Origin of the sequence: Haloglomus litoreum, assembly GCF_029338515.1 — an archaeon.
GTDB lineage: Archaea > Halobacteriota > Halobacteria > Halobacteriales > Haloarculaceae > Haloglomus > Haloglomus litoreum.
Window position 1 is genome coordinate 4,605,028 of record NZ_CP119988.1, and the last position, 22,542, is coordinate 4,627,569.

A 22,542-nucleotide genomic window follows, 5' to 3' on the forward strand; every position below is an offset into this window, starting at 1 on the left:
GACCGGTCGAGCCCGCGGCGCCCGGTCGTACGCACGACCCACCCACGGGGGAAACGGGGAAGGGGCCGCGAGCCCTACTGGAGGTATGAGCGAGTCAGACACGCGCGAGTTGCCCCAGACCGAGGCAGAGTGGCGCGAGGTCCTCACCGAGGAGGAGTACCGCGTTCTCCGCGAGCAGGGGACCGAGCCGAAGTTCTCCAGCGACCTCATCGACGTGAAGGGCGACGGGAGCTTCGACTGTGCGGGCTGTGGCGCCGAGCTGTTCGACGGCGACACGAAGTTCGGCTCCGGCACGGGCTGGCCCTCCTTCTACGACGCCAACGAGGGCGCCGTCGAACTCCGCGAGGACCGCAGCCACGGGATGGTCCGGACCGAGGTCGTCTGCGCCAACTGCGGCGGCCACCTCGGCCACGTCTTCGACGACGGCCCCGAGCCGACGGGGAAGCGCTTCTGCATCAACGGCGTCGCGCTCGACTACGACGGGGAGTAGGGCGCGGGCGGGGCGACCGATAGCAGTGTCGCGTGCTGCCGGTACCGACGGGCAAGCAGCCTACAGGTCGAACCGGCCCCGGAACAGGGTGAACCGGCCGAGTTCGACCACCACCGACACCGGGCCGCGGAGCTTCACGTCGGTCAGCGGCCGGCTGCCGACGTCCACCTGGAGCTTCCCGGCCTCGTTGAAGCCGGCGTAGACGGTCTCGCCGACGGTGACGGTCTCGCCGACGGCCGCGCTCCCTGCCCTGTCTGCGGTCACCAGGACGGTCGTCTGTGCGGGCAGGTCGGCCCCGTTGACCAGTTCCAGCCGCACGAAGTCCTCGCTGGACGTGATGCCGGCATCGAACCGGGTCCCCTCCCGGCGGGCCGTGTTCGCCCACGACGGCTCGGGGACGGTCGTCTCCCCGAGCGACGTGACCGTGACGGTGGCGGTCCGGGCGACGACCGCGCCGTCCCGCCGGACGGTCAGGTCGTACGTCGCCTCCTCGACGTAGCCCGCAGCCCCGACCGTGACCGACGCCGTGAGGTCGGTGACGACCTGCCCGGACAGGAGTTCCAGGAGGCGAGCCTCGTCCGCGACACCCGTCGCGTCGTACACGACCCCCGTACCGCCGTCGAGCGTCTCGACCACCGCCCGCGCCTCGCCCCACGCCGCCCCAGCGAGGAGTGCATCGAACGGCTCCAGTCCGGCGATGCTCGACCGACCCGGCCCGGAATCGTCGATGCGGTACCGCCGCCGGTCGCCCACGTCCATCCGGACGTACGTCACCGACTCGTCGGCCGGCGACCACGCACGCTCGGCGACCTGATCGCGCACGTCGCGTCGATACACGGAGTCGGAGTCGAACGCGTCGAGCCGGTCGAGCGTCTCGGTCCGGTTCTCGTACGTCGTCTCCTCCTCAACCATGACCGTCACCGACCCCGCATCCGTCACCGTGGCCTCGTGCGTCCCGAGGAGTCGGGCAGCGTCGATCCCGGACCGGGTCGCCCCCGCCGGGTAGTCGAAGCTCTCCAGCGCCGCCGGCGTCGGCGTCGGCGTTCCGGTGGGTGTCCCACCACCCGGCCCGTTCCCGCCGTCCGGCGTCGGCGTGGGGGTGGTGGTCGGCGTCGGTTCGTCGCTGGTGCCGGAACAGCCGGCGAGGAACACCCCGAGGGCGGCCCCACTCGCCAGAAGCGTCCGCCGGGACAGCGGGTTCTCGTCTCCAGTCATGCCTTACGTTCGCCGTAGATAGCGATAAACTATCCGCAGCATAGCAGACAATCACCGAGATGACGATTCAGAACACTTACCCGATCAACAACACCCAGACAGAGAGATTTCGCATAGGAATTCAAATCCCAACCAGTTATTCGCCAGATACCCCATATATCATCTCGGTGATGTGCACGCGCTACCCGGACGGCGAGACAGTCCACACGCCCTGGACCCGGTCCATCAGCGAGACCACGGCGAAATGTGGGAGCGTCAGGACGGCGATGAGGACCAGATACAGTCCCACACCCTCCGCCAGGTTCGCGGGGCGGACCGGGACGAGGTAGTAGAACGCCGCGAGGAAGGCGACCGAGACGGCGGTCAGGGGTGCCGCATCGCGCGTGAACCCGCGGAGCGCCGGTCCCAGGTCCCCGCCCTGCAGCCCCGACACCGACCCCTCGTCGAGCAGGACCAGGCGCGCGATGTGCCGGAGCGAGTGCCAGAGGCAGAAGTAGACCCCGACCGCGAGGATGGGCGGGACGGCGAGGAAGAAGACCCAGAGCAGGGCCGTCTCACCGGCATCCAGCCGCCAGCCACGTTCGGCGAGGCCGCGCTCGGCGCGGGCCAGCCCCACGGCGAGCGTCCCGAGCGACAGGAGTGCGAAGGCCGCGCCGAGCGCGAAGCGCGTCTCGACTCGGAACAGGGGCGCCAGCTCCGCCGGGCCGACGCCGAACCGGCCGGTCAGGGCCCGCGCGACCCGACGGTACTGCCCCGGATAGGAGAGCAGCGGGACGAGCATCGGCAGACCACCCCGGACCGCCGCCGTCGCGACGCGCTGGGGCCGCGTGCGGAGGTGCTCGACGTCCGCGAGCGCCAGCAGGGCGTAGATGTCGCCCTGGCCCCAGTGGGCCCAGGTGATGGCGATGAACAGCAGGAACGCCGGGACGGGCGCGAGGAACCACAGCGCGAGGTAGGCGCCGCCGAGCAGGCCGTAGAGGGCGCCGACGCCCGCGAGCGCGCGGAGCGTGACCGGCCGGTCACGGACCCGGGGGACCGCGAGGTGGTCGACCGCGCCGTGGGGCAGCCCCAGGACGAGGACGCTCACGGCCAGCGGCGCGTACTGGAGCGCGAGCGGCACCTCGACGTCGAGGAGGAAGGGGACGACCAGCAGGCCGTGGGCGAGCCACCCGGGCGCGAGCGCCCCGTCCGTCAGCGTCTCGCGGACGCGGCCCGGTACGGCCAGGTCCCTCACAGCCATCGGTCGGCCACCCAGAGCCAGAGCACGAGCCCCTGCACGACGAACAGGTTCGTCAGCAGGAAGAAGGCGGCCTCCTCGACCGGGAGCCCCAGCAGCGGCACGACGGCGCCCGTCGTCAGGTCGGGCGAGAGCTCCCAGACCCCCAGCGCCAGCGCGATACGGTCGGCCACCCAGAGGTACAGCGTCGGGACGGCCACCGCGAGCGCGACCACCCGGCGTCGCGCCCAGAGGTACGGCCAGCCGAACGCCCACTGGACCACGAGGACCGGCGCGGCCCACAGCAGGAGCGTGCCGAGGTAGAGGCCGCCGTCGAGCCCGAGCGCGAGCCAGCCGCCGAACGCGACCAGTCCGCCACCGGCGGCACCGAGCGCGCGCTCGCCGGGGGTGACGCGCCGGGCACGCCCGGTGGCGAACGCGGCCCCGCCGTCAGCGCGGGCCTCCGTGGCCCCCCCGGCCGGCCCCGCGGGGAGCAGGTACAGCCACAGCGCCGTCAGCACCGGCTGGATGACGAAGAACAGGTACTCGCCGAGCGGCACCGCGAACAGCCGGGCGACGGTGGTCCCCTCGCCGTAGCTCCACGCGCCCTGCCGGATGAGGTAGCTGTCCCAGGGCGTGGTGTAGACGAACGCGAGGACCGCCATGATGAGGACCCCGAGGGGGCGGGCATCGACCGAGCGCCCTCCGACCCGGACCCGGGGGGTCGCCGTCACCGCAGGGGTGCCGGGAACCCGGAGTGCCACCCCACGGGCGGTCGCGACCGCCAGGGCCAGCAGCGGCCCGCCGAGGAACACGAGGTGGAACTGCAGGTACGTGAGGGTCGTCATGGGGTGTGGTGTCCGAAAGAACGCCGCGGTGACCGCATGAATCCGGCGACAGATGCCGAGCGATGCGTGTCGTCAGCCTCGGAACCGGCCGACGGTCCGTGCCGGCCGTCGTCAGTCGGCAGCGGCCGCCTCGGAGGCTGCGGACGCCTGGTCGAGCACGTCACGGCTCCGGAGCAGGATGAAGCCGAAGCCGACCTTCGCGGCCAGGTCGAGCACCATGAACAGGACCGTCTCGACGCCGAGGCCGACGAGACCCAGCGTCCCCTCCGTGCCGATGATCCACACGATGGGGTAGGCCGTCCAGAGGACGATGACGAGGTTGCGGAGCGTACTGAACAGGCTCGCGACGTCACCCGAGCGCTGGGCTGCGACGCTGCTCAGCGTCGAGACCAGGTAGTACAGCAGGACGACGAAGAAGCCACAGCTGATACCCCACCACGCGATGCGGGTCCCAGCCGGGCTGAGCGGGCTCCCGGCGCCGGTCGCCAGCGCACCGGCGAGACCGGTCACGATCATCCCGACGTCGAGGCCCACGAGCGTCGCGATGGTGTTCCGGTTGGCCCCGGCGAGCAGGCCGAGGTCGAGCAGGAGCAGCGGCGTCGTGAACAGCCAGTCGGCGTATCGGGCCCAGTAGATGGTGAGCGTCTCACCACCATCGGCCAGCGTCACCTCGATGACGCCGAACCCTTGGAACATCGAGAAGTACGACACGGCGGCGATGCCCGTAATGAACGTCGTGATGATGAAGAACTCTTGTTTTCGTTCGTTTTTCTCACCCGACCCCATCGCGATGAACGCGAGGGTGCCAAGCGCCATGCCCAGGGTGCCGATTCCCAGTGCGATCGTCTCCAGGTCGCTTGTCGGTCCCGCCATATTGCAGATACAGCTACGGCTGGCCACCCCATAAAAGTAGGGCAAAACCGGGGGTGGAGATGACTCTGACTGCCCCGTTCATGGGGCCTTGTCTGGAAAGACACGTACCTGGTAATAAGCCTTTCGGGGTCGCGTGGCCGTGCCTGCGCCTCGGGCGCGCACATCGAGCCCTCGGGCGCGCGGTTCCGTGCGCTGTCCGACACCACTGCGCGGCCCCGTCGCGTCCACCCCGCGACCCCCGTGCTTATTCGCCCGGTCGCCCTACGGCGGCGTATGTCACTCGACCTCACGCCGGAGCAGCTCGACCGCTACTCCCGGCACGTCATCATGGACGAGGTCGGCCCGGAGGGACAGGGCCGGCTGCTCGACGCCCGCGTCCTCTGTCTCGGTGCCGGCGGCCTCGGGTCGCCGGTCATCCAGTACCTCGCGGCCGCCGGCGTCGGGACACTCGGCATCGCCGACGACGACGTGGTCGAGCGCTCGAACCTCCAGCGCCAGGTCGTCCACGGTGACCCCGACGTGGGCCGCCCGAAGGTCGAGTCGGCCAGGGAGTTCGTCGAACGGCAGAACCCCGACGTCACGGTCGAACCGCACGAGACGCGGGTCACCGCCGACAACGTCGAGGACCTCATCGCCGAGTACGACCTCGTCGTCGACGGCTCGGACAACTTCGCGACCCGCTACCTCGTCAACGACGCCTGCACGCTCGCCGGAGTGCCGTTCGTCCACGGCGCCATCCTCCGGTTCGAGGGGCAGCTGACTACCGTCGACGCCACCGTCCCGGAGGAGGGCGGCGACAACGGCCCCTGCTACCGCTGCCTGTTCCCCGAGGCGCCCGAGCCCGGGACCGTCCCGGACTGTGCGACCGCGGGCGTCCTGGGCGTCCTCCCCGGGACGGTCGGCTGCATCATGGCCACCGAGGCCGTCAAGCTCGTGCTCGACCACGGCGAGACGCTCGACGGCCGGATGCTGTTCTACGACGCCGAGGACATGACCTTCCGCGAGATCGCGATGGAGCCCCGTCCGGGCTGCCCGGTCTGCCAGCCCGGGGGTATCGAGTCCATCCACGAAGTGGAATACCGAGACACCTGTTCGATCGCCGCGGACTGAACCGAACAGAGCGCCGGAACTATCGATTTGCTTCCAGGATACCATCATAACGCCCAGATCCGGGATGGTTGCAGTGCGGACAATGCCGTCAGCAGCTTGGAGTGAGCGTGCGTCTGTATCGATCATCCGGGTGACGGCGGTGACGGGACGGTCGTCGAACGCCCACACGCTCGGGTCGCCGATAAGCGCTCTCTCCCACCCAGCAGTTCAGGAGAGCGCTCCGACCTCGACCGCCTCCCGCTCGAACCGCTCGCCCGTCCAGCGCCAGGACCGCACGTCGGGCCCGTCACGGCCCAGGGAGACGATAACGTAGCTGTACCCCTCCCAGGTCGCCTCGTGGGCGTCGACATCGCTGGGGGCCGGGGGGCCCCGGGGATGGGAGTGGTAGAAGCCGACTACCGCGTCACCGCCCGCCTCCAGGTCACGCATCAGCTCCAGCTGCTCGGCCGGGTCGAGCGCGTAGCGGTTGCGGGGGGCGTCGGCCGCGTTGGTGGCGCGGGCCGACGCACGGGCGTCCGACTCGTCACCGTGCGTGCCCGCGAGGATTCCACATACCTCGGCGGGCGCGCCCCCGCGTGCGTGCGCGACCATGTCCTCGTAGACCGCGGGCGAGAGCCGGAGCATCTACGCGACCGTCCGGGCCAGCGGCCGGACGGCATCGGCGGGCGGCTCCTCGAACCGGTCGGGGTGCACCACCCACGCGAGGTACTCCAGCGTGTCGACCAGTCGAGGACCCGGCCGGTTGACGAGGTGGTGGCCGTCCATCGCGTACGCCCGCTCCCCGCGGACGGCGGTCAGGTCGGCGAACCCCTCGCGCCCCGTGAGGTCGTCGAGGTTGTCGAACGTCTGGTCGAGTTCGAAGCCACAGGGGGCCGCCACCAGCACCTCCGGGTCGTACTCGCGGACGGCGGTCCACTCGCGGGGGCGCGACTCGGCCCCGTGCTCGGCCATGCCGTACTCGCCGCCGGCCCACTCGACCAGTTCGGGCATCCAGTGGCCCGCGACCATCACGGGGTCGAGCCAGTCCAGCACGGCCACGCGGGGGCGCTCCGGCCCGGGGATATCGGTCGTCCGTGCGCGCACGCGCTCTGCGCGCTCGCGCAGGTCGACCACGAGGTCGGCGGCCTGGGGCTCGCGGCCGAGCGCGGCGCCGATGCGCTCGATGTCGTCGAGAACGTCGTCCAGGGAGTGCGGGTCCGTCGTGACGACCTCGCAGTCGAGTCCGAGCTCGTCGACGGCCTCGCGCACGAGCACGCGGTCGACCGCACAGACGTCGCAGATACCCTGCGAGACCACGACGTCCGGGTCCAGCCGCTCCAGGGTCTCCAGGTCGAGTTCGTAGACGCCGCCGGCCCGCTCGGCCTGCGCGACCTGCTCGTCGATCTCGGCACTCGACGCGTCGGGATCGACGTGCGTCTCGACGACGCTGGGCAAGTCGGCCGCCTCGGGCGGGTGGTCGCACTCGTGGGAGACGCCCACCGGCTCGACGCCGAGGGCGTAGACGATCTCCGTCGCGGACGGCAGGAGCGAGACGACGCGCATACCCGGCGTTGGCGCGCGACCGGCTAAAGCGTGTGGCAGGCCACCGGAGGGCGTCGGACCACCGGGCGCACCCCGCAAGGTGGGGTGTCGAGCGTGTCAATGCGCCGCAGGGGCCCGCAGCACTGATCCTCGACCAGCAACACGGCACCCGCATGGGCCACGACGACCCGGCCACGACCGTCCAGGAGCTGACCACCGACGCCGAGTGGGACGCCGCCGTCCCGTTGCTCCGGCAGCTCTGGAGTGACGCCGACCCCTCGTTCGTCCGCTCCTGGCGCGAGGAGGACGGCTACCACCTGTTCGGGCTGTACGTCCAGGGTCCCGACCCGGCGACACTCGTCGGCGTCGTCGGGGTCTCCGTCCAGCGCGTCCTCCACCACCGGCGCCACGCCTGGGTCCACGACCTCGTGGTCGACGAGCCCCGGCGCTCGGAGGGGTTCGGCGCCGAGTTGCTGGCGTTCGTCGAGCGCTGGGCGACGGAGCGCGACTGCGAGTACGTCGCGCTCGCCAACCACCGCGACAACGAGGCCGCGCTCCGGTTCTACGAGGACGCCGGGATGGAGCGGTGGGGCTACGTGATCGAACGCGAGTGCTGACGGATGCTTCAAACCTTGCATAGTCAACCAGATACGTGAGCAGCGTGGAAGTCGTAAGTCGGGACGGGTACTGCGCGGGGACCATCGTTAGCTACCCGTTCCACTTCGGCCCGGACGCGCCAGCCGTGCCCAGCACGGAACGCGTCCGCCTTCCCGCCGGTATCCGTCGACGGGCCCGGCCGTGGTCGTGGCCGACGGGTCGGGCCCGGCGCTTATCGTCCTGCGCCGCCACCAGCAGGTATGAGCCTCATCGCGGAGATCTCGCTGTGCTCCCCCCTCATGGAGGAGACCGCGGGGGCACTGCCGGGGACGACGTTCCGGATGGAGGACCTGCAGCTGGTCGCGGACGGGCCCGCGAAGTACCTGTTCTGGGCCGAGGGCGGGTCGCTCGACCGGCTCGACGAGGTCCTGACCCACGACCCGACGGTGGCCTCGTTCACCTGCCTGACGGCGCTGTCGGACCGCCGGCTCTACCGGGTGAGCTTCACCGGCGCGATGAAGGAGCGGATGACCTACCTCGACGCCGCCGCCAACGACATCGTCTACCTGGAGATGCGCTCGACCCACGAGCGGACCCGCATCCGGGCCCGCGTGCCGACCCGCGAGGCGCTACGGGAGTACGTCGACACCTGCCACGGGAAGGGCATCGAGCTCCAGATCGAGAGCCTCTACCGGCCCGACGAGGAGGGGCACAACCCACGGTTCGGCCTGACGGAGCCACAGCGCGAGGCGCTCGTCGCCGCCTACGAGGCGGGCTACTTCGACAGCGATCGGAGGGCGACACTGGCCGACATCGCCGAGGACCTCGGCATCTCCCGGCAGGCGCTCGCCGGCCGGCTCCGGCGCGGGCACCGACAGCTCGTGGGCGCGACGCTGGGCTGAGGGCCCGCCCGAACGGCCTCCACGGCCCTGGCTATCCAGGGAACGGCACGTCCAGCACCCGGTCCGACTCCGGTGACTCGACGGCCGTGGCGGTCTCGCCGTCGGGCCAGTGGACCCGGACGCGCCGTGGAGTGGCGTCCCCGAGCCCGAAGTGCGCGACCGGCTCCCCCTGGCAGAGGTAGCCCGAGCCGGCGTCGACGACGCGGCGCTGCTCGCGATGGGGGCCGCCGTCGAGGTCCAGCGTGACGAGCGCGCCGCGAGCGGGCGCGCCGTGCCGGGTCAGGGGTCGGACCCGGAGCCAGCCGTCTGCGGCGTCCGGGTGGCCGTACACCGACAGCGGTTCCCCCTCGGGGCCGCCGTGCGCGACGAACAGTTCGAGCGCGCCGTCCCCGTCGAGGTCAGCGGCGACCGCGCCCGTGGTCGGGATGTCCGGTTCGGCCGCCGCACCGGGGTCGACCCGTTCCCACTCGGCAGCGTCGCGGTGGTCCGGGCCGACCCGGCGGAACAGCCGGTTGGGCGCACCGTGGCAGGTCACGAACAGCTCCTGGGCGCCGTCGTTGTCGAGGTCAGCCGCGAGGACGGTCCGCACGGGACCGGGCTCGGCGAACGGCTCTGGCGTGACATCGCCGGCCGGCGACCCACGCCGGAGGTCCCACAGCCGGTTCCGTCCGCGGTCGTTGCCCAGCGCCAGGCCGAGCGCGTTCCCGAGGTCGACCAGCGCGGCCCCACGGGCGTCGCCGTGCGTGTCCGAGACGCCCAGCTCGGGCGCGAAATCGGTGAACCCACCGCCGTCGTTGCGCAACAGGAGGTTCGGCCCGCGCTCCATCCCGAGGACGAGGTCCATCCGGCAGCCCGCGCTCCCGGCAGTGTCCACGGCGCGCGCTGGGCCCGCCACCACGGACCGGCCACCCCCGAGGAAGTCGATGCCGACCTCGGGGGCCCGGTCCGTGACGCTGCCGGCCGCGACGGTCTGGAGCCGGGCGGGCGAGGCGTCGCCGGTGACGAGGAAGGCGTAGGTGCCGTCACCGGTCCGGTCCAGCGCCGCGACCGAGCGCCCGACCCGGAGGTTCCGACCCCGGCGATTGCGGCCGTCGGCCAGCAGGTCGAGCCAGCCCGCCAGCCCGTCGTCGCCGTGCGGGTCGAGCAGCTGGTCGGGTTCGGGCGAGCCGAGGCCGCCATCCGCGCCCGGTTCGAGGACCTCGCGGGCGAACGGGCCGGCGTTGTGGACGTACCACTCCTCCTCGCCGTCGGCGTCGGCGTCGGCCGCGGCGACCCCGACCGCGTGGCCTGCGGGGTCCGCGACCGGCTCGGCCTCGCCGTACGGGTCCCCGCCGGTCGCGGTGGCGTCGCGGAGCTCGGCGGCCACGTCGGCGAGCCCGGCGGTGCCGTCCCCGGCCGCGTCACCCGTGGCGCCCCGGAACAGCCGGTTGGCCTCGCCGTAGCCCGCGACGAGGACGAGCGGCGCGCCGTCGAACTCGGAGACGGCGACGCCGGTCGCGCGCATGGGCTCCCGGTCGGGCAGCAGGTCGGAGCGGTCGGCGAGCACACTCCCGCGTGGGCCGGGCCGGGCTTAGCCATGGCGGGTGTGGCAGGGATGGCGGGCACAGGGGCCCCCTGAGACACCCCCACAAGAGTCATACCGCAAGACGGCCCACCCGACACTGATGAACGACAGCAGGAGTGGTGGTGCGCTCGGTGGCATGACGGCGCTCGTGACGGGTGCCTCCTCGGGGATCGGGCGGGAGACGGTCCGCACGCTCGCGCGGGACGGCGCCGACGTGGTGCTCGCGGCCCGCCGGGACGAGCGCCTCCGCGAGGTCGCCGACGAGGTGACCGACGCCCACGGCGTCACGGCCGAGGTAGTCCCGACCGACGTGACGGCGTCCGACCAGGTCGACGCGCTGGTCGCGGCGGCCCGCGAGCGACTGGACGGGCTCGACATCGTGGTCGCGAACGCGGGCGTCGCCGCGGGGTCGGCCATCGAGACGATGACCGACGCGGACTACCGCCGGATGATGGCGGTGAACACGGACGGCGTCTTCTACCTCACCCGCGCGGCGCTGCCCGCGCTCCGCGAGTCCGGCGGCCACCTCATCTACGTCGGCTCGTTCGCCGGCAAGTACCCCCGCCCCTACAACCCGGTCTACGCGGCGACGAAGTGGTGGGTCCGTGGCTTCGCGAAGTCGGTCTCGGCGCAGGTCGGCGACGACGACATCGGCGTGACCATCGTCAACCCGGCCGCGGTCCGGACGGAGTTCGAGGTCGAGGGGACGAGCATGGCCGAGCGCTACGACCCGGGCGAGGTCGTCGAACCGGCGGAGGTGGCCGACGCCATCACGTTCGCCGCGAAGCAGTCACCCTCGATGGTCCACGAACTGGACCTCTACGAACGGGACAAACTGACTGGTTTCTAGGGCTGCCATTCGGCGATTTCTGCAGATTTCGGCAGGGACGACGGCAATTCCAGCAACGACAGGACCACCTACGAAGCCCTCGCGCGCTCAGGGCCCCGCGGCTCGCTGCGCTCCTCGGCCTCACTTCGTTCGGCCTGCGGTGCTTGCGTCGCTGGGGGACCGCTGAGAGCGCTCGACGAAGGCGGGCGACGCAAGGACCACAGCGCATGCCCGGAACGGCGCGCGACCGCAGGGAGCGCGCCGCACGCCCGGACCGCGAGGACCGCAGCGAGCCCCCCGAGTCGAGAGCGTGAGGGCTTCGTAGGCTATCTTATCCTCGCCGTCGCTGAGAGAGCCTGCAAGGAGCCAACGCATATTTTATACAAAACCGCAATATTATACATCTATTGCAGATTTTCAATGCTTACGGGAGGAATATCCCCATTATCCCGACTCGTCCAGCAGTCGTTTCAGCTCGGACAGTCGGTTCAGCGCCTCCAGCGGCGTCGTGTTGCCGAGGTCGACCGCGTCCAGTTCGGCGACCAGCCGGTCGATGTCGTGCCCGCCGTCGCCGGACACGGAGACGGCGCCGGGGGCGTCCGCGCCGGCGGTTCCACCCGAAACGCTGCCGTCGGCTGACGACACCCCGTCTCCACCCGAAGCCGCCCCCTCCGACGCCGCTCGCGACCCGGAGCCGCCGTCAGCCCCGCCGTCACCGCCAGTCTCCCGTGCCAGCAGTTCCCGTGCGCGCGCGACCACCGTATCGGGCACCCCGGCGGCGTCGGCCACCTCGACGCCGTAGGAGGCGGTCGAGGCACCGGGCTGGAGGTCGTGGCGGAAGACGACCTCGCCGTCGCGCTCGGTGGCCGGGAAGTGGCGGTTGACCGCGTCGGGCAACGTCGCGGCGAGGTCGGTCAGGTCGTGGTGGTGGGTCGCGAACAGGACCGTCGCGCCCACCTCGTCGTGGAGGTACTCCGTGACGGCGCGGGCGAGGGCGAAGCCGTCGGCGGTCGAGGTCCCGCGGCCGACCTCGTCCAGCAGGACGAGCGAGCGGGGCGTGGCGGCGCGGAGGATGTCCGCGACCTCGGTCATCTCGACCATGAACGTCGAGCGCCCGCCCGCGATGTCGTCGCTGGCGCCGACGCGGGTGAACACGCGGTCCACGACGGGCAGGCGCGCCGCCCGCGCGGGCACGAACGACCCGACCTGCGCCAGCACCGAGATGAGCGCGACCTGGCGCATGTACGTCGACTTGCCGCTCATGTTCGGCCCCGTGATGACCGCGACCGTGCCGGGGTCGAGGTCGGCCCCGTTCGGGACGAACCGCTCCTCGGCACGCTCGACGACGGGGTGGCGCCCGGCCTCGACCTCGAAGCGGTCGGCCCCGACCTCCGGCCGCGAGTACCCGTGTTCGGCGGCGACGGTCGCCAGCGCCACGAGCGCATCGAGGTCGGCCAGCGCCGACGCGAGCCCCTGGATGCGCTCGGCCTCGGCGGCCACCTCGTCGCGCAGCTCGCGGAACAGCTCGTACTCCAGGTCGTCGGCGCGGTCCTCGGCGCGGAGGATCTCGTCCTCGCGCTCCTTCAGCTCGGGCGTGACGAACCGTTCGCTGTTCTTCAGCGTCTGCCGGCGCTGGTACTCCTCGGGCACGGCGTCCAGATTGGCCTTCGTCACCTCGATGTAGTAGCCGTGGACCTGGTTGTGCCCGACCTTCAGCGAGTCGACGCCCGTCCGCTCGCGCTCGGTCGCCTCGAGGTCGTCGATCCACCGCTTGCCCTCGCGCTCGGTCCCGCGTAGCTCGTCGAGACGGTCGTCGTACCCCTCGCGGATGACGCCGCCCTCCGTCAGTTCCGGCGGCGGGTCCCCCCGGACGGCGGCGTCGATGGCCTCGCGCACGTCGGCCACGGGGTCGAGGCGGTCGCGGAGCCGCCGGACGGGCTCGCAGTCGGCGTCCGCGAGCGCCTCGCGCAGGTCCGGCACGACCGCGAGCGTGTCGTGGAGCGAGCGGAGGTCGCGGGCGTTCGCCCGGCCACGCGAGACGCGGGCGACGAGCCGCTCGATGTCGTAGACGTCGGCCAGCCGGTCGTGCAGGCGCTCGCGCGTGCGGACGTCGGTCAGAAACTCCGCGACGGCGTCCTGCCGGGCCTCGATGCGTTCGGTGTCGAGGAGCGGCCGCCGGAGCCAGTCCGTGAGTTCGCGCCGTCCGAGGGCGGAGGCCGTCTCGTCCAGCACGTCCGCCAGCGCCGTGCCCGCCGCGCCGTGGACGTGCCGTGGCTCGAACAGTTCGAGGGAGCGCACGGCGACCGCGTCCAGCAGCATGTACTCGCGGGGGTCGTAGCGGGTGAGGTGGTTGAGGTAGTCCAGCCGTGGCTCGGGGGGGACCTCCGAGGGGTCGAGGCCCGTCTCGTCGACCTCACCGTCGTCGACGGCGCCGGCGCCCTCCTGGTAGCCGCCGCGCGTGTACTCGGCGTAGGCGAGGAGCGCGCCGCACGCGCGGGTCTCGGCTTCGCTCGCGAGGGAATCACTCTCCGCGGCGAAGTACGTCCCGACGCGCTCGCGGGCGACCTCGGGCTCGAACGCGACCGGGTCGTAGCGCGTCACCATCGCCTCGGCGGGAAACGCCTCGCGCACGTCGTCCTCCTCGACCGCCGGCCCGACTACCACCTCGCTGGGGACGAACCGGCCGGCCTCGTCCGCGACGGCGTCGAGGCTCCGGAGGCCGGTCGCGTAGAAGTCACCCGTCGACACGTCCAGCAGCGCGAGCCCGTACGTGCGTCCACCGGTCACGCCCTCGTCGGCCTCGCCGACAGCGAGCGCCGCGACGAAGTTGTTGTCCGCGCCGCGCAGCAGTTCCGTCTCGGTGAGCGTGCCCGGCGTCACCACCCGCGTGACCGCGCGTTCGACACAGCCCGACGCCTCCTCGGGGTCCTCGACCTGGTCGGCCACGGCGACCCGGTAGCCCGCGTCCAGCAGCGTCTCGATGTAGCTCTCGGCGTTGTCGATGGGGATGCCGGCCATCGGGTACCGGCCGGTCGAGTCCTCGCGCTTGGTCAGCGTGATCTCGCAGAGCCGCGCGGTCGTCTCCGCGGCGGCACAGAACGTCTCGTAGAAGTCGCCCACCTGGAACAGCACGAGCGAGTCCTGGTAGCGGGCGCACAGCTCGTAGTACTGGCTCAGCATCGGCGTCAGTTCCTCGGGGTCCATCCCGTCGGGCGCGCCCAGCGCCGGGTCCCCCGGCGCGTCGTCGGCACCGCCCCGGGACGGCGCCTCGGCCGCATCCCCGCCCGAATCCCCGTCGGGTCCCCGGTCCGGACTCCCATCGGGGCCCCCGTTCGGACCGCTGTCGCGTCCCCCGTCCGGACCGCTGTCGCGTCCCCCGTCCGGACCGCTGTCGCGTCCCCCGTTCGGGTCCGTGTCGGCGTCCTCGTCCATGCCCGTCCCGTCCGTGGCCGGCGGGGAAATAGCCGACGGACCGGCGGCCCGGTCGCGGTCGCCGGATGGACCCCACGCCGCGTCCCGACCGGTCGTGTGTCCGCCTGGCGTGGGACCGCTGAACACGGCCGTATCGGGGATAAAACCCCGTAGAACTGCCGGCTGAAGCCTTTTCCAGCAGGACCGTCATTGACGCGTATGACCGAGCACGACGCGGCCGAACGGGCCGCCGATGGTGGGACCGCGGAGGGGGAGGCAGAGGGAGGTGACGCGGCCGAGGTGGCGGCCGCCGAACCGGGCCCCGCGCAGGCGCGACGCGAGGACTTCGTCCCCGAGGGGATGCCCCGGCCGGGGCCGGACGCGCTGTACGGCGAGAACCCGACGCCCCCGGTACTGGAGAACGGCCCCGGGTGGGAGGCCGACCCGCTGCTCGTCTCCGGCACCGACGCGTACGCCGACGGGGAGTACCTCTACCAGGACTACGTCTTCGACGACCACGGCGCCGACGTGACGCCGATGTACGCCGAGCCACCCGAGGGTGCGAAGGCGGTCGGCGGGGTCTACCAGCAGCCGACGGGCGACTACTACTACCCCCGCGACGAGGACCGCTACGCGTACAACGCCGCCGACCTCGTGGAGTTCCGCGCCCGGCCGACCGACGAGGGCGTCGCCTACCGCATCACGCTGAACACGATGCGGGCCGCCGACGCCGCCGCGGTCGCGGTCGGCATCGACACCTCCGGCGCGGGCGCTCCGGAGGACGATGGCCCGGGCGACGACCGACGGACCGACTGGGGGCACGGGCTGGGCGACCTCGGCGCCCCGGTCGACCACACGCTCGTCACGTGGGGCACCGGCGCCGAACTCGACGGCGAGCCGCTGGACGAGGAGCGCCTCGTCGTCGACACGGAGCGCAACCAGATCGAGGTCGAGATTCCGCTCGAACCGGACGGAGAGGCCTGGCGCCACTACTGCGCCGTCGGGCTCTGGGACCGCGAGCGCGAGGCGTTCAAACGCGTCGGCACGAGCGTCGACGACGATATGCCCGGCGGCGGCGAGGGCGCCGCGGACCTCCCGCCCGTGTTCAACGTGGGCTTTCGCTTCGACGAGCCGATGGACCGGAACGTCGAGGCGGAGAACCTGCTCCCGCGGCTGGCGGCGATGGGGCTGGACCTCCCCGGAACCCTCCTCGGTGAACTGCAGGAGCCCCAGCGCCTGCTCGGGCGCGTGCAGGGCATCGGTGACGCGCTGGGCGACACCATCCGTGACCCGCTGGGTGGCAACCCGTTCGACCCCCTCGGCCTGGCCGACGACATCAGCGACATCTTCGGCGACCTGGACGGCTACCCGCGCGTGTTCGGCCACGGGAACTGGCGCGACACGGCCCAGGCGTTCGCGCTGCGCGAGCGCGACATCTCCGACTTCCACGCCGACATCGACTTCGCGAAGCTCGCCGACGAGGTGACCGAGCGCGACCTCCCGACTGGGGGGTACCACTCGTTCCTCTACCCCTCGCGCCACGAGTTCGACCACGACGGCGTCGACCCCCACCGGAACGTCTTCTACGGCCGCCTCCAGCCCTACAGCGCCTACATCCCCGAGGACTACGACCACGAGGACCCCGAGCCGCGACCGCTGGCGCTCCTGCTCCACTCGCTGGGCTGCTGTTACAACCAGTACGCGACGTTCATGCCCAACTACGTCAAGGGCTTCGCCGAGGCGTACGGCGCCATCGTGATGACCCCGCAGGCCCGGGGCCCGGCGCTGTGGTACCAGCGCCAGGCCGAACTCGACGTGTTCGAGGCGATGCGTGACCTGCGCGGGCGGTACAACGTGGACATGGACCGGGTGACGGTGTCCGGCTACTCGATGGGGGGCTACGGCGTCCACCTGCTCGCCGGGAAGCACCCGGACGTGTTCGCACGGGGGTTCTCCATCGTCGGCACCCCCTCCGAGGACCCGCTGGAGGGGCCGACCAACAGCGTGCTGGAGACGCCCGCGGAGATCATGACGGGCCTGTTCGGCGGCGAGGAGGGGGGCGACCTCCTCACCGTCTTCGGCGACAAGCCCGAGGACGCGCTCCGCCTGACCGACAACCTCCGGCACGTTCCGATGCTGCTGTGGAACGGCGCGGCGGACCCGCTCGTCCCCATCCTCGGGCCGGCGAACTACGCCCGGCGCCTCGACGAGTTCGACTACCGCCACCGCATCGACGTCTTCCCCGGCGGCACGCACATGATTCTCGCGGCCTGCGACGAGTGGAGCGGCGGCCCGGAGTACGTCGCGAAGGGCCACCGCGAGGCGGCGCCGAACCGGGTCACCTACAAGCACATCCCCGAGTTCGACTACCCCCAGTTCGGCCTGGTCCACGACGGGGCCTACTGGGTCGACGGTATCACCGCCCACGAGGAGTTCTCCAGCGGCCGCGTCGACGCCATCTCGCTCGCCGACGGGTACGAGGCGCCACACGTGAAGCACTTCAACTGGACCGGGAGCCGGCCCCAGCCCCACATCACCCGTGGCATCGAGTGGATCGACCCGGACGCGGACGGCGAGCGCAACCTCGCCGACGACGACGAGCGCGACGGCCACGAGCGCTACGCGCCCGAGAACGCGCTGAACATCACCTGCTGGGGGGTCGAGACGGTCACCATCCACATGGACGGCGCGGGCCTGGACCCCACCGAGGAGCTCCGCATCGACTACCGCGCGAGCAACGAGACGACCGTCGTCCTCGCCAGCGCCGAGGGCGAGCGCGAGGTCACGCTCTCGGAGGACCGCGACGGCGACACCATGACCGTCGACCCCATCGCCTGAGTCGGTGGCCGGGACCGGTACCGTCGGATAAACCCGCCGTCGGAAACAAGGAAACAGGTTTACAGTTGCGTAGAGTAGAGGGCGGGTATGGCTGAGGACCACGGCGACCCGGGCGAGTTGCCGGCCACGTCACCCCGGCCGGGACCGGACGCGCTGTACGGGTCGAACCCGACCCCGCCGCCGCTGGAGAACGGGCCGGGATGGGAGGCCGACCCGCTGCTGGTCTGTGGCGCCGCCGCGTACGACGACGGCGAGTACCTCTATCAGGATTTCATCTTCGACGACCACGGTGCCGACCAGCGCTCGGTGCTCTCGCGGGCACCGGCGAACACGCGCAGCGCCTACGGCAGCTTCTCACCCGCGACCGGCGACCTGTTCTACCCCAACGACCACCACCGCTACGCGTACAACGCCGCGGACCTGCTGGAGTTCCGCGCCCGCATCGACGAGTCCGGTGGCGAGGACGAGATCGTCTACCGCTTCACGCTCAACTCGATGGCCGAGCCCGACCTCGCGGGCATCGCCCTCGGCATCGACACCACCGCGTCGGGTGGGCCAGTCGACGGCACGAGCGACTGGGGCTACGGGCTGGGCGACCTCGGCGCCCCCGCGGACCACGTCCTCGTGACGTGGGGCACGGGCGCCGAACTCGACGGCGAGCGCCTCGACGACGACCGCGTCAGCGTCGACGTCGAGCGCAACCAGATCGAGGTACAGGTGCCGCTCGACCCCGGCACGGGGACGTGGCGCCACTACCTCGGCGTCGGCCTGTGGGACCCGGAGAACGACCGGTTCAAACAGCCCCGCGAGAGCCCGACCGACGACCTGCCCGGCGGCGCGCGCCCCTCCTCGAACCCGCCGCCGATCTTCAACGTCGGCTTCCGCTTCGACGAGCCGATACAGGAGGAGGAACTCAACCTCATCGGCCTCTCGCAGGCGCTGCGGAGCGTCCTCACGGGCGGGCTCCCGCGGTTCTTCACGGGGACCATCGGCCGGCTCAGTCCCATCCCCGGGACGGAATCGATGCTCGACGAGATCACGGCGGCGCTGGACGGCGAACTGCCCCGGACAATCGGCCGGGGGAACTGGCGCGAGTACGGCCAGGCCCGGGCGCTGGCCGAGCGCGACATCTCCGCGTTCTTCGCCAACATCGACTTCGCGAAGATGCGCCAGGGGCTCGACGACAGCCGCGTCCCGAAGACGGGCTACCTGACGATGCTCTACCCGTCGCGCTACGACTACGGCCGCCAGGGGACCGACCCCTACAACGACGTGTTCTGGGGCCGCCTCCAGCCCTACGGCGTGTACGTCCCGCCCGAACACGACCCCGAGGAGCCCGCGCCGATGACGCTGATGCTCCACTCGCTGGGCTGTAACTACAACGAGTACAGCGTCTTCATGCCGGGCCTCGTCGAGTCCATCGCGAAGGAGCAGGACGGTATCGTCCTGATGCCCCAGGCCCGCGGACCGGGGCGCTGGTACCGCAAGGAGGGCGAGGTCGACGTGTTCGAGGCGTGGCGCGACCTCGAGACGCGCTACGAGATCGACCGCGACCGGGTGACCGTCGCGGGCTACTCGATGGGCGGGTTCGGCACCCAGATCCTCTCGGCGAAGTACCCGGACCTGTTCGGGCGGGGCTTCTCCGTCGTGGCGCCGCCCTCCGAGGACCCGTTGGAGGGCCCCTCCGGCGGACTCATCCGGTCGCCGACGCTGCTGACGCAGGGGCTCCTGGGCGGGCGCGGCGGCGGGGAGTTCCTCACCCTCTTCACCACCCACCAGGAGAACGCGATGGACCTCGCGGACAACCTCCGGCATATCCCGATGCTGCTGTGGAACGGCGGCGTCGACGAGCTGGTACCGGTGCTGGGGCCCATCAACTACAGCCGGAAGCTGAAGGACCTGGGCTACCGCCACCAGCTCGATGTCTTCCCGGCGGCCGGCCACCTGATGCTCGCGGTCCGGGACAAGTGGAACCGGGCCCCCGAGTTCCTCGCCCGCGGCTACGTCAAGCGCGGGCCCACGCGGGTCACCTACCGGCGCGACCCCGAGTTCGACGAACCCGCGCTGGGGCTGGCCCACGACAAGGCCTACTGGGTCAGCGACATCCGGGTCCGGGACACGGACGAGGGCGGGCTGGTCGATGCGCACTCGCTCGCCGAGGGGTACGACAAGGCGGTCCCCGAGAGCTTCCGGGAGACCGGCTCGGACCCGCAGACACGGATCTCGAAGGGGACCAAGTGGGTCGACTTCGAGCACGTCCACGACGAGGCCAACGAACTCCACGTCAAGGTCGAGAACGTCGACGGCGTCACGCTGTGGATCGAGGAGGCCGGCCTGGAGGTCGACGAGGAGCTCCGGCTCATCGTCCGGAGCGACGGCCTCGCGACGCTGACGCTGGCGGGCTCGTTCGGCCGCGAGACCGTCGAGGTGGTCGAGGGCGACACCACCATCGACCTCGGCCCGCTCACGGACCCCAGCCCGGAGGACGCGGGCGCCGTCGAACGGCCCGGCGAGGCCGACTGACGGGGACGGCCGGCCGCGGTCGCCGAGTTCGCCGCGGTCGCCGAGTTCGCCGCGGTCGCCGCGTTCCTCGAGCGCCACGGCTGACCCATCTCGAGGTGCGGCAGGGTGTCGACGTACGGGGTGGGGATGTCGTGGACGCGCTGACGCGGTCCTCGAGATGAAGTCGCCGGCAGGCCGCCTGTGTGAACGGCCACACGGGAGGGCGTTGACGGTGTTCGTGGCAGCGCCGGAGGTGCCGTCGGGCGATACCCGGACGACGAGGCGGGTCGACGTGGTCCGCACCCACGGGGCGCGGCCGTCCCCCGAGCCGTCTGCCACCCTTCCCACGACGCGGGACCCACCCCTATACTTTCGACCACGGCCGTCCGTACTCCGGCCATGTACGACACCATCCTGGTCCCGACCGACGGGAGCGAGGCCGCGACGGCCGCGCTGGACCACGCCGCCGACCTCGCCGACGAACACGATGCGGAGGTCCACCTGCTGTACGTGACCGAGTCGCCGGCCATCGCGCCGACGCCGGCCGCCGGGGGCGTGCTGGAGGCGCTCGAACGCCACGGCGAGGAGATCGTCGACGAGGCCGCCGAACGGCTCCGGAACCGCCGGGTCCACACCGCGGTCGCACGGGGCTCGCCCCACCGCGCCATCCTCGACTACGCCGCCTCGAACGACGTCGACCTCGTGGTGATGGGCACCCACGGCCGGACGGGGCTCTCGCACGCGTTGCTCGGGAGCGTCGCCGAGCGGGTGGTCCGGCTCTCGCCGGTGCCCGTGCTGACCGTGCGGCACGACGAGGCCGTGGACGGCGAGGTGCCCGACAGCGAGGCGGCCGACGACGCGGACTGAGCGGGCCGGCCACCCGCGCTCGGTCGTACCCGGGACCACCATCGAACCGGTCGTCGCCGCGCGCTGGCCCGCCGTCTCGACGTCGGCTCTTCAGTACGAGGACGTCGCAGGGGAGTCCTTCGCCGGCCCCTCGTCGTCAGCCGGCATCCGTTGACCCCTCCGGGTCCGCCAGCGCGACGACCGGGAGATCGGGTTTCGTCACCAGCTTGAGCGTGCGGTCCCCGGAGAGGAACTGGACGAACCGGGAGCCGCCTCGCGGCCGGAAGGCGATGGCGTCGACGTCGAGGGCCTCGGCCGTCTCGACGATGCCGTCGACGACATCGCGCTGGTACGAGGTCGCCCCCTCGGCGTCCGGGAACTGCTCCCGGAAGGCGGCGAACGACTCGTCGGCCAGCGCCTCGGACTGCTCGACGGGTGACTTGTCGGGGACGCCCTCGCCCTTCTCGACGACGTGCAGCACGGTGACCCGCTCCGGGTCGTACGATGCGAGCGCGGCCGCGGTCACCCGTGCGTCCTCGGGGTCGGCGACCGGGACGAGGACGTGGCCGATCAGTTGTCGTGTCATGGGTCAGGTGAATCGGTAGGTCGCGACGTCGGCGCTGTCACACGGCGGACACCGACCGCCCGCAGCGTCGACCGTCGGGCCGCAGTGCCGGCACTCGTGGCGGACGGTTTCGGCGCCGAGCACGCGGTCCAGGAGCGCTGTGAGGGTGAGCATGGGCTGGGATCGTCACTCCGTAGTTGATCCGGGCGGGGAGGCACGGAAGACCGCGAGTGCGTCCGTCCCGTCGCCGGCCCTGGAGAGGATGGTCACGATGTCGTCCGGCTGGAAGACCGTGTCCCCGTGGGGCGTGAGTTCCCGGTCACCCCGCTCGATGGCGATGACGAGCGTCTCCTCGTCCAGGATACCCTGCTCGGCAGCGGCCTCCAGCGTCATGCCGGCGATGGGGGCCTCGGGCTGGACGGCCACCTCGACGACGCTCGCGTTGCCCGTGAGGCTGATGAAGTCGTTGGCCTCCGGCTCCGGAGCCGAATCGTCCGGGACGAAGGGACCGTACGGCGCGTGGAGCTCCTCCTCGAGGAGGTCCTCGTCCTCGATGTGGATGCCGATGTCCGTCAGGCGGCGGGCGATGCGGCGGAGGTCGCTCGTGTCCTCGCCCACCGCGAGGACGTGGATGTTGCGCCGCCCCGTCATCAGGGTCCGGACGTTGATGACCCCGGGGATGGCGCGTGCCTCGTGCGCCATCGCCTCCCGGTCGGTCACGGGGACGTCGCAGAGGTAGAGGTTCGTGAGCCTCCCGCCCGCCCGCTCGAAGTCGACCTGCGTCGTGTATCCCCGGATGATGCCGGCGTCCTCGAGCTTGTGGATGCGGTTCCGGATGGTCGCGCCCGAGACGCCCGCCTCCTCCCCGAGCGCGCTGGCGGACGTGTCCCGCGCGTTCCCCATGAGCGCGTGGAGGATGCGCCGGTCGACCTCGTCGAGGCGATGGTCGGTGTCGCGATGTGGCATGAGTCGGGTACCCGTGTTCGAACTCGAAAAGAACGTACCACCCAATATCATATAATGTTTGTCCAGACAGGGATGTATTTCCGATATCGAAGTCCGCGTGCGGTATCGCGGGCAGTGCCGACCGAGCGGACGCTGCAGGCCGGCCGAGGGCGGGAGCGGAGCCGTGGCCTCGCGGTTCGTCGGGGCTCCCGGGACGACTCCGATTCGATTATGAAAAATATCTTGCCCCATATTTCGAAATTCCAATTA

The 22,542-nt window shown here is 71.5% G+C and carries 19 protein-coding genes; 8 read left to right on the plus strand and 11 right to left on the minus strand.

Annotated features, from left to right (window positions below; translation table 11 throughout):
* Nucleotides 1-85: 85 nt before the first annotated feature.
* A complete protein-coding gene (msrB, locus tag P2T62_RS22920; RefSeq protein ID WP_276259347.1) occupies nucleotides 86-490 on the plus strand; it encodes a peptide-methionine (R)-S-oxide reductase MsrB in 405 nt (134 codons plus the stop codon).
* 60 nt (nucleotides 491-550) lie between these two features.
* Here the strand turns inward: msrB and P2T62_RS22925 are convergent, their stop codons facing one another.
* The 4 genes from P2T62_RS22925 to P2T62_RS22940 form a co-directional block, all read right to left on the minus strand.
* Nucleotides 551-1,705: a DUF7537 family lipoprotein gene (locus P2T62_RS22925; RefSeq protein WP_276259348.1), complete on the minus strand. Its 1,155-nt coding sequence runs from the start codon at nucleotides 1,703-1,705 to the stop codon at nucleotides 551-553.
* A 181-nt stretch (nucleotides 1,706-1,886) separates the two neighbouring features.
* Nucleotides 1,887-2,945 (minus strand): Brp/Blh family beta-carotene 15,15'-dioxygenase, encoded by a 1,059-nt coding sequence (locus P2T62_RS22930; RefSeq protein WP_276259349.1) that lies wholly within the window; start codon nucleotides 2,943-2,945, stop codon nucleotides 1,887-1,889.
* Complete coding sequence (locus tag P2T62_RS22935) at nucleotides 2,936-3,769, minus strand: lycopene cyclase domain-containing protein (protein ID WP_276259350.1); 834 nt, start codon at nucleotides 3,767-3,769, stop codon at nucleotides 2,936-2,938. Before P2T62_RS22935 ends, P2T62_RS22930 begins: the two co-directional genes overlap by 10 nt.
* Nucleotides 3,770-3,880: 111 nt before the next feature.
* The gene (locus P2T62_RS22940) at nucleotides 3,881-4,642 is read right to left on the minus strand and encodes a bacteriorhodopsin (RefSeq protein ID WP_276259351.1); all 762 of its coding nucleotides are present in this window, start codon (nucleotides 4,640-4,642) and stop codon (nucleotides 3,881-3,883) included.
* Between the two features lie 273 nt (nucleotides 4,643-4,915).
* Here P2T62_RS22940 and ubaA point away from each other — a divergent pair, with 273 nt between their 5' ends.
* Complete coding sequence (gene ubaA, locus P2T62_RS22945; protein WP_276259352.1) at nucleotides 4,916-5,752, plus strand: SAMP-activating enzyme E1; 837 nt, start codon at nucleotides 4,916-4,918, stop codon at nucleotides 5,750-5,752.
* 207 nt (nucleotides 5,753-5,959) lie between these two features.
* Here the strand turns inward: ubaA and P2T62_RS22950 are convergent, their stop codons facing one another.
* Together P2T62_RS22950 and P2T62_RS22955 are read right to left on the minus strand one after the other, a co-directional pair.
* Nucleotides 5,960-6,376 (minus strand): desampylase, encoded by a 417-nt coding sequence (locus P2T62_RS22950; RefSeq protein WP_276259353.1) that lies wholly within the window; start codon nucleotides 6,374-6,376, stop codon nucleotides 5,960-5,962.
* A complete protein-coding gene (locus tag P2T62_RS22955; RefSeq protein ID WP_276259354.1) occupies nucleotides 6,377-7,294 on the minus strand; it encodes an ABC transporter substrate-binding protein in 918 nt (305 codons plus the stop codon).
* A 152-nt stretch (nucleotides 7,295-7,446) separates the two neighbouring features.
* On the opposite strand from P2T62_RS22955, the gene P2T62_RS22960 reads away from it, so the two are divergent.
* Both P2T62_RS22960 and P2T62_RS22965 read left to right on the plus strand, forming a co-directional pair.
* Nucleotides 7,447-7,890, plus strand: a complete 444-nt coding sequence (locus P2T62_RS22960) for a GNAT family N-acetyltransferase (protein ID WP_276259355.1) — start codon at nucleotides 7,447-7,449, stop codon at nucleotides 7,888-7,890.
* Nucleotides 7,891-8,130: 240 nt separating this feature from the next.
* On the plus strand, nucleotides 8,131-8,772 hold the full coding sequence (locus tag P2T62_RS22965; protein WP_276259356.1) for a helix-turn-helix domain-containing protein: 642 nt from the start codon (nucleotides 8,131-8,133) through the stop codon (nucleotides 8,770-8,772).
* 31 nt (nucleotides 8,773-8,803) lie between these two features.
* Here the strand turns inward: P2T62_RS22965 and P2T62_RS22970 are convergent, their stop codons facing one another.
* Nucleotides 8,804-10,318: a CRTAC1 family protein gene (locus P2T62_RS22970; protein ID WP_276259357.1), complete on the minus strand. Its 1,515-nt coding sequence runs from the start codon at nucleotides 10,316-10,318 to the stop codon at nucleotides 8,804-8,806.
* A 118-nt stretch (nucleotides 10,319-10,436) separates the two neighbouring features.
* Here P2T62_RS22970 and P2T62_RS22975 point away from each other — a divergent pair, with 118 nt between their 5' ends.
* Complete coding sequence (locus tag P2T62_RS22975; RefSeq protein ID WP_276259358.1) at nucleotides 10,437-11,186, plus strand: SDR family oxidoreductase; 750 nt, start codon at nucleotides 10,437-10,439, stop codon at nucleotides 11,184-11,186.
* Between the two features lie 423 nt (nucleotides 11,187-11,609).
* Here the strand turns inward: P2T62_RS22975 and mutS are convergent, their stop codons facing one another.
* Complete coding sequence (mutS, locus tag P2T62_RS22980; protein WP_276261657.1) at nucleotides 11,610-14,369, minus strand: DNA mismatch repair protein MutS; 2,760 nt, start codon at nucleotides 14,367-14,369, stop codon at nucleotides 11,610-11,612.
* A 426-nt stretch (nucleotides 14,370-14,795) separates the two neighbouring features.
* On the opposite strand from mutS, the gene P2T62_RS22985 reads away from it, so the two are divergent.
* The 3 genes from P2T62_RS22985 (at nucleotide 14,796) to P2T62_RS22995 (ending at nucleotide 20,783) form a co-directional block, all read left to right on the plus strand.
* On the plus strand, nucleotides 14,796-17,414 hold the full coding sequence (locus P2T62_RS22985) for a prolyl oligopeptidase family serine peptidase (protein WP_276259359.1): 2,619 nt from the start codon (nucleotides 14,796-14,798) through the stop codon (nucleotides 17,412-17,414).
* An 87-nt stretch (nucleotides 17,415-17,501) separates the two neighbouring features.
* Nucleotides 17,502-19,937 (plus strand): PHB depolymerase family esterase, encoded by a 2,436-nt coding sequence (locus tag P2T62_RS22990; protein ID WP_276259360.1) that lies wholly within the window; start codon nucleotides 17,502-17,504, stop codon nucleotides 19,935-19,937.
* Nucleotides 19,938-20,315: 378 nt separating this feature from the next.
* Nucleotides 20,316-20,783, plus strand: a complete 468-nt coding sequence (locus P2T62_RS22995) for a universal stress protein (protein ID WP_276259361.1) — start codon at nucleotides 20,316-20,318, stop codon at nucleotides 20,781-20,783.
* A gap of 136 nt (nucleotides 20,784-20,919) precedes the next feature.
* Here the strand turns inward: P2T62_RS22995 and P2T62_RS23000 are convergent, their stop codons facing one another.
* Genes P2T62_RS23000 through P2T62_RS23010 form a run of 3 tightly spaced genes read right to left on the minus strand, consistent with a single transcriptional unit; the run spans nucleotide 20,920 to nucleotide 22,293 of the window.
* Nucleotides 20,920-21,348, minus strand: a complete 429-nt coding sequence (locus P2T62_RS23000) for a universal stress protein (protein WP_276259362.1) — start codon at nucleotides 21,346-21,348, stop codon at nucleotides 20,920-20,922.
* 3 nt (nucleotides 21,349-21,351) lie between these two features.
* Nucleotides 21,352-21,501 carry a hypothetical protein gene (locus P2T62_RS23005; protein WP_276259363.1) on the minus strand — a complete coding sequence of 50 codons (150 nt, stop codon included), beginning with the start codon at nucleotides 21,499-21,501 and terminating at the stop codon, nucleotides 21,352-21,354.
* A gap of 12 nt (nucleotides 21,502-21,513) precedes the next feature.
* Complete coding sequence (locus P2T62_RS23010; protein WP_276259364.1) at nucleotides 21,514-22,293, minus strand: Lrp/AsnC family transcriptional regulator; 780 nt, start codon at nucleotides 22,291-22,293, stop codon at nucleotides 21,514-21,516.
* Nucleotides 22,294-22,542 lie beyond the last annotated feature (249 nt).

Coding starts and splice junctions, on each gene's coding strand:
- msrB (WP_276259347.1), top strand. CDS start 86: ATGAGCGAGTCAGACACGCGCGAGTTGCCCCAGACCGAGGCAGAGTGG.
- P2T62_RS22925 (WP_276259348.1), bottom strand. CDS start 1,705: ATGACTGGAGACGAGAACCCGCTGTCCCGGCGGACGCTTCTGGCGAGT.
- P2T62_RS22930 (WP_276259349.1), bottom strand. CDS start 2,945: ATGGCTGTGAGGGACCTGGCCGTACCGGGCCGCGTCCGCGAGACGCTG.
- P2T62_RS22935 (WP_276259350.1), bottom strand. CDS start 3,769: ATGACGACCCTCACGTACCTGCAGTTCCACCTCGTGTTCCTCGGCGGG.
- P2T62_RS22940 (WP_276259351.1), bottom strand. CDS start 4,642: ATGGCGGGACCGACAAGCGACCTGGAGACGATCGCACTGGGAATCGGC.
- ubaA (WP_276259352.1), top strand. CDS start 4,916: ATGTCACTCGACCTCACGCCGGAGCAGCTCGACCGCTACTCCCGGCAC.
- P2T62_RS22950 (WP_276259353.1), bottom strand. CDS start 6,376: ATGCTCCGGCTCTCGCCCGCGGTCTACGAGGACATGGTCGCGCACGCA.
- P2T62_RS22955 (WP_276259354.1), bottom strand. CDS start 7,294: ATGCGCGTCGTCTCGCTCCTGCCGTCCGCGACGGAGATCGTCTACGCC.
- P2T62_RS22960 (WP_276259355.1), top strand. CDS start 7,447: ATGGGCCACGACGACCCGGCCACGACCGTCCAGGAGCTGACCACCGAC.
- P2T62_RS22965 (WP_276259356.1), top strand. CDS start 8,131: ATGAGCCTCATCGCGGAGATCTCGCTGTGCTCCCCCCTCATGGAGGAG.
- P2T62_RS22975 (WP_276259358.1), top strand. CDS start 10,437: ATGAACGACAGCAGGAGTGGTGGTGCGCTCGGTGGCATGACGGCGCTC.
- mutS (WP_276261657.1), bottom strand. CDS start 14,369: ATGGACCCCGAGGAACTGACGCCGATGCTGAGCCAGTACTACGAGCTG.
- P2T62_RS22985 (WP_276259359.1), top strand. CDS start 14,796: ATGACCGAGCACGACGCGGCCGAACGGGCCGCCGATGGTGGGACCGCG.
- P2T62_RS22990 (WP_276259360.1), top strand. CDS start 17,502: ATGGCTGAGGACCACGGCGACCCGGGCGAGTTGCCGGCCACGTCACCC.
- P2T62_RS22995 (WP_276259361.1), top strand. CDS start 20,316: ATGTACGACACCATCCTGGTCCCGACCGACGGGAGCGAGGCCGCGACG.
- P2T62_RS23000 (WP_276259362.1), bottom strand. CDS start 21,348: ATGACACGACAACTGATCGGCCACGTCCTCGTCCCGGTCGCCGACCCC.
- P2T62_RS23005 (WP_276259363.1), bottom strand. CDS start 21,501: ATGCTCACCCTCACAGCGCTCCTGGACCGCGTGCTCGGCGCCGAAACC.
- P2T62_RS23010 (WP_276259364.1), bottom strand. CDS start 22,293: ATGCCACATCGCGACACCGACCATCGCCTCGACGAGGTCGACCGGCGC.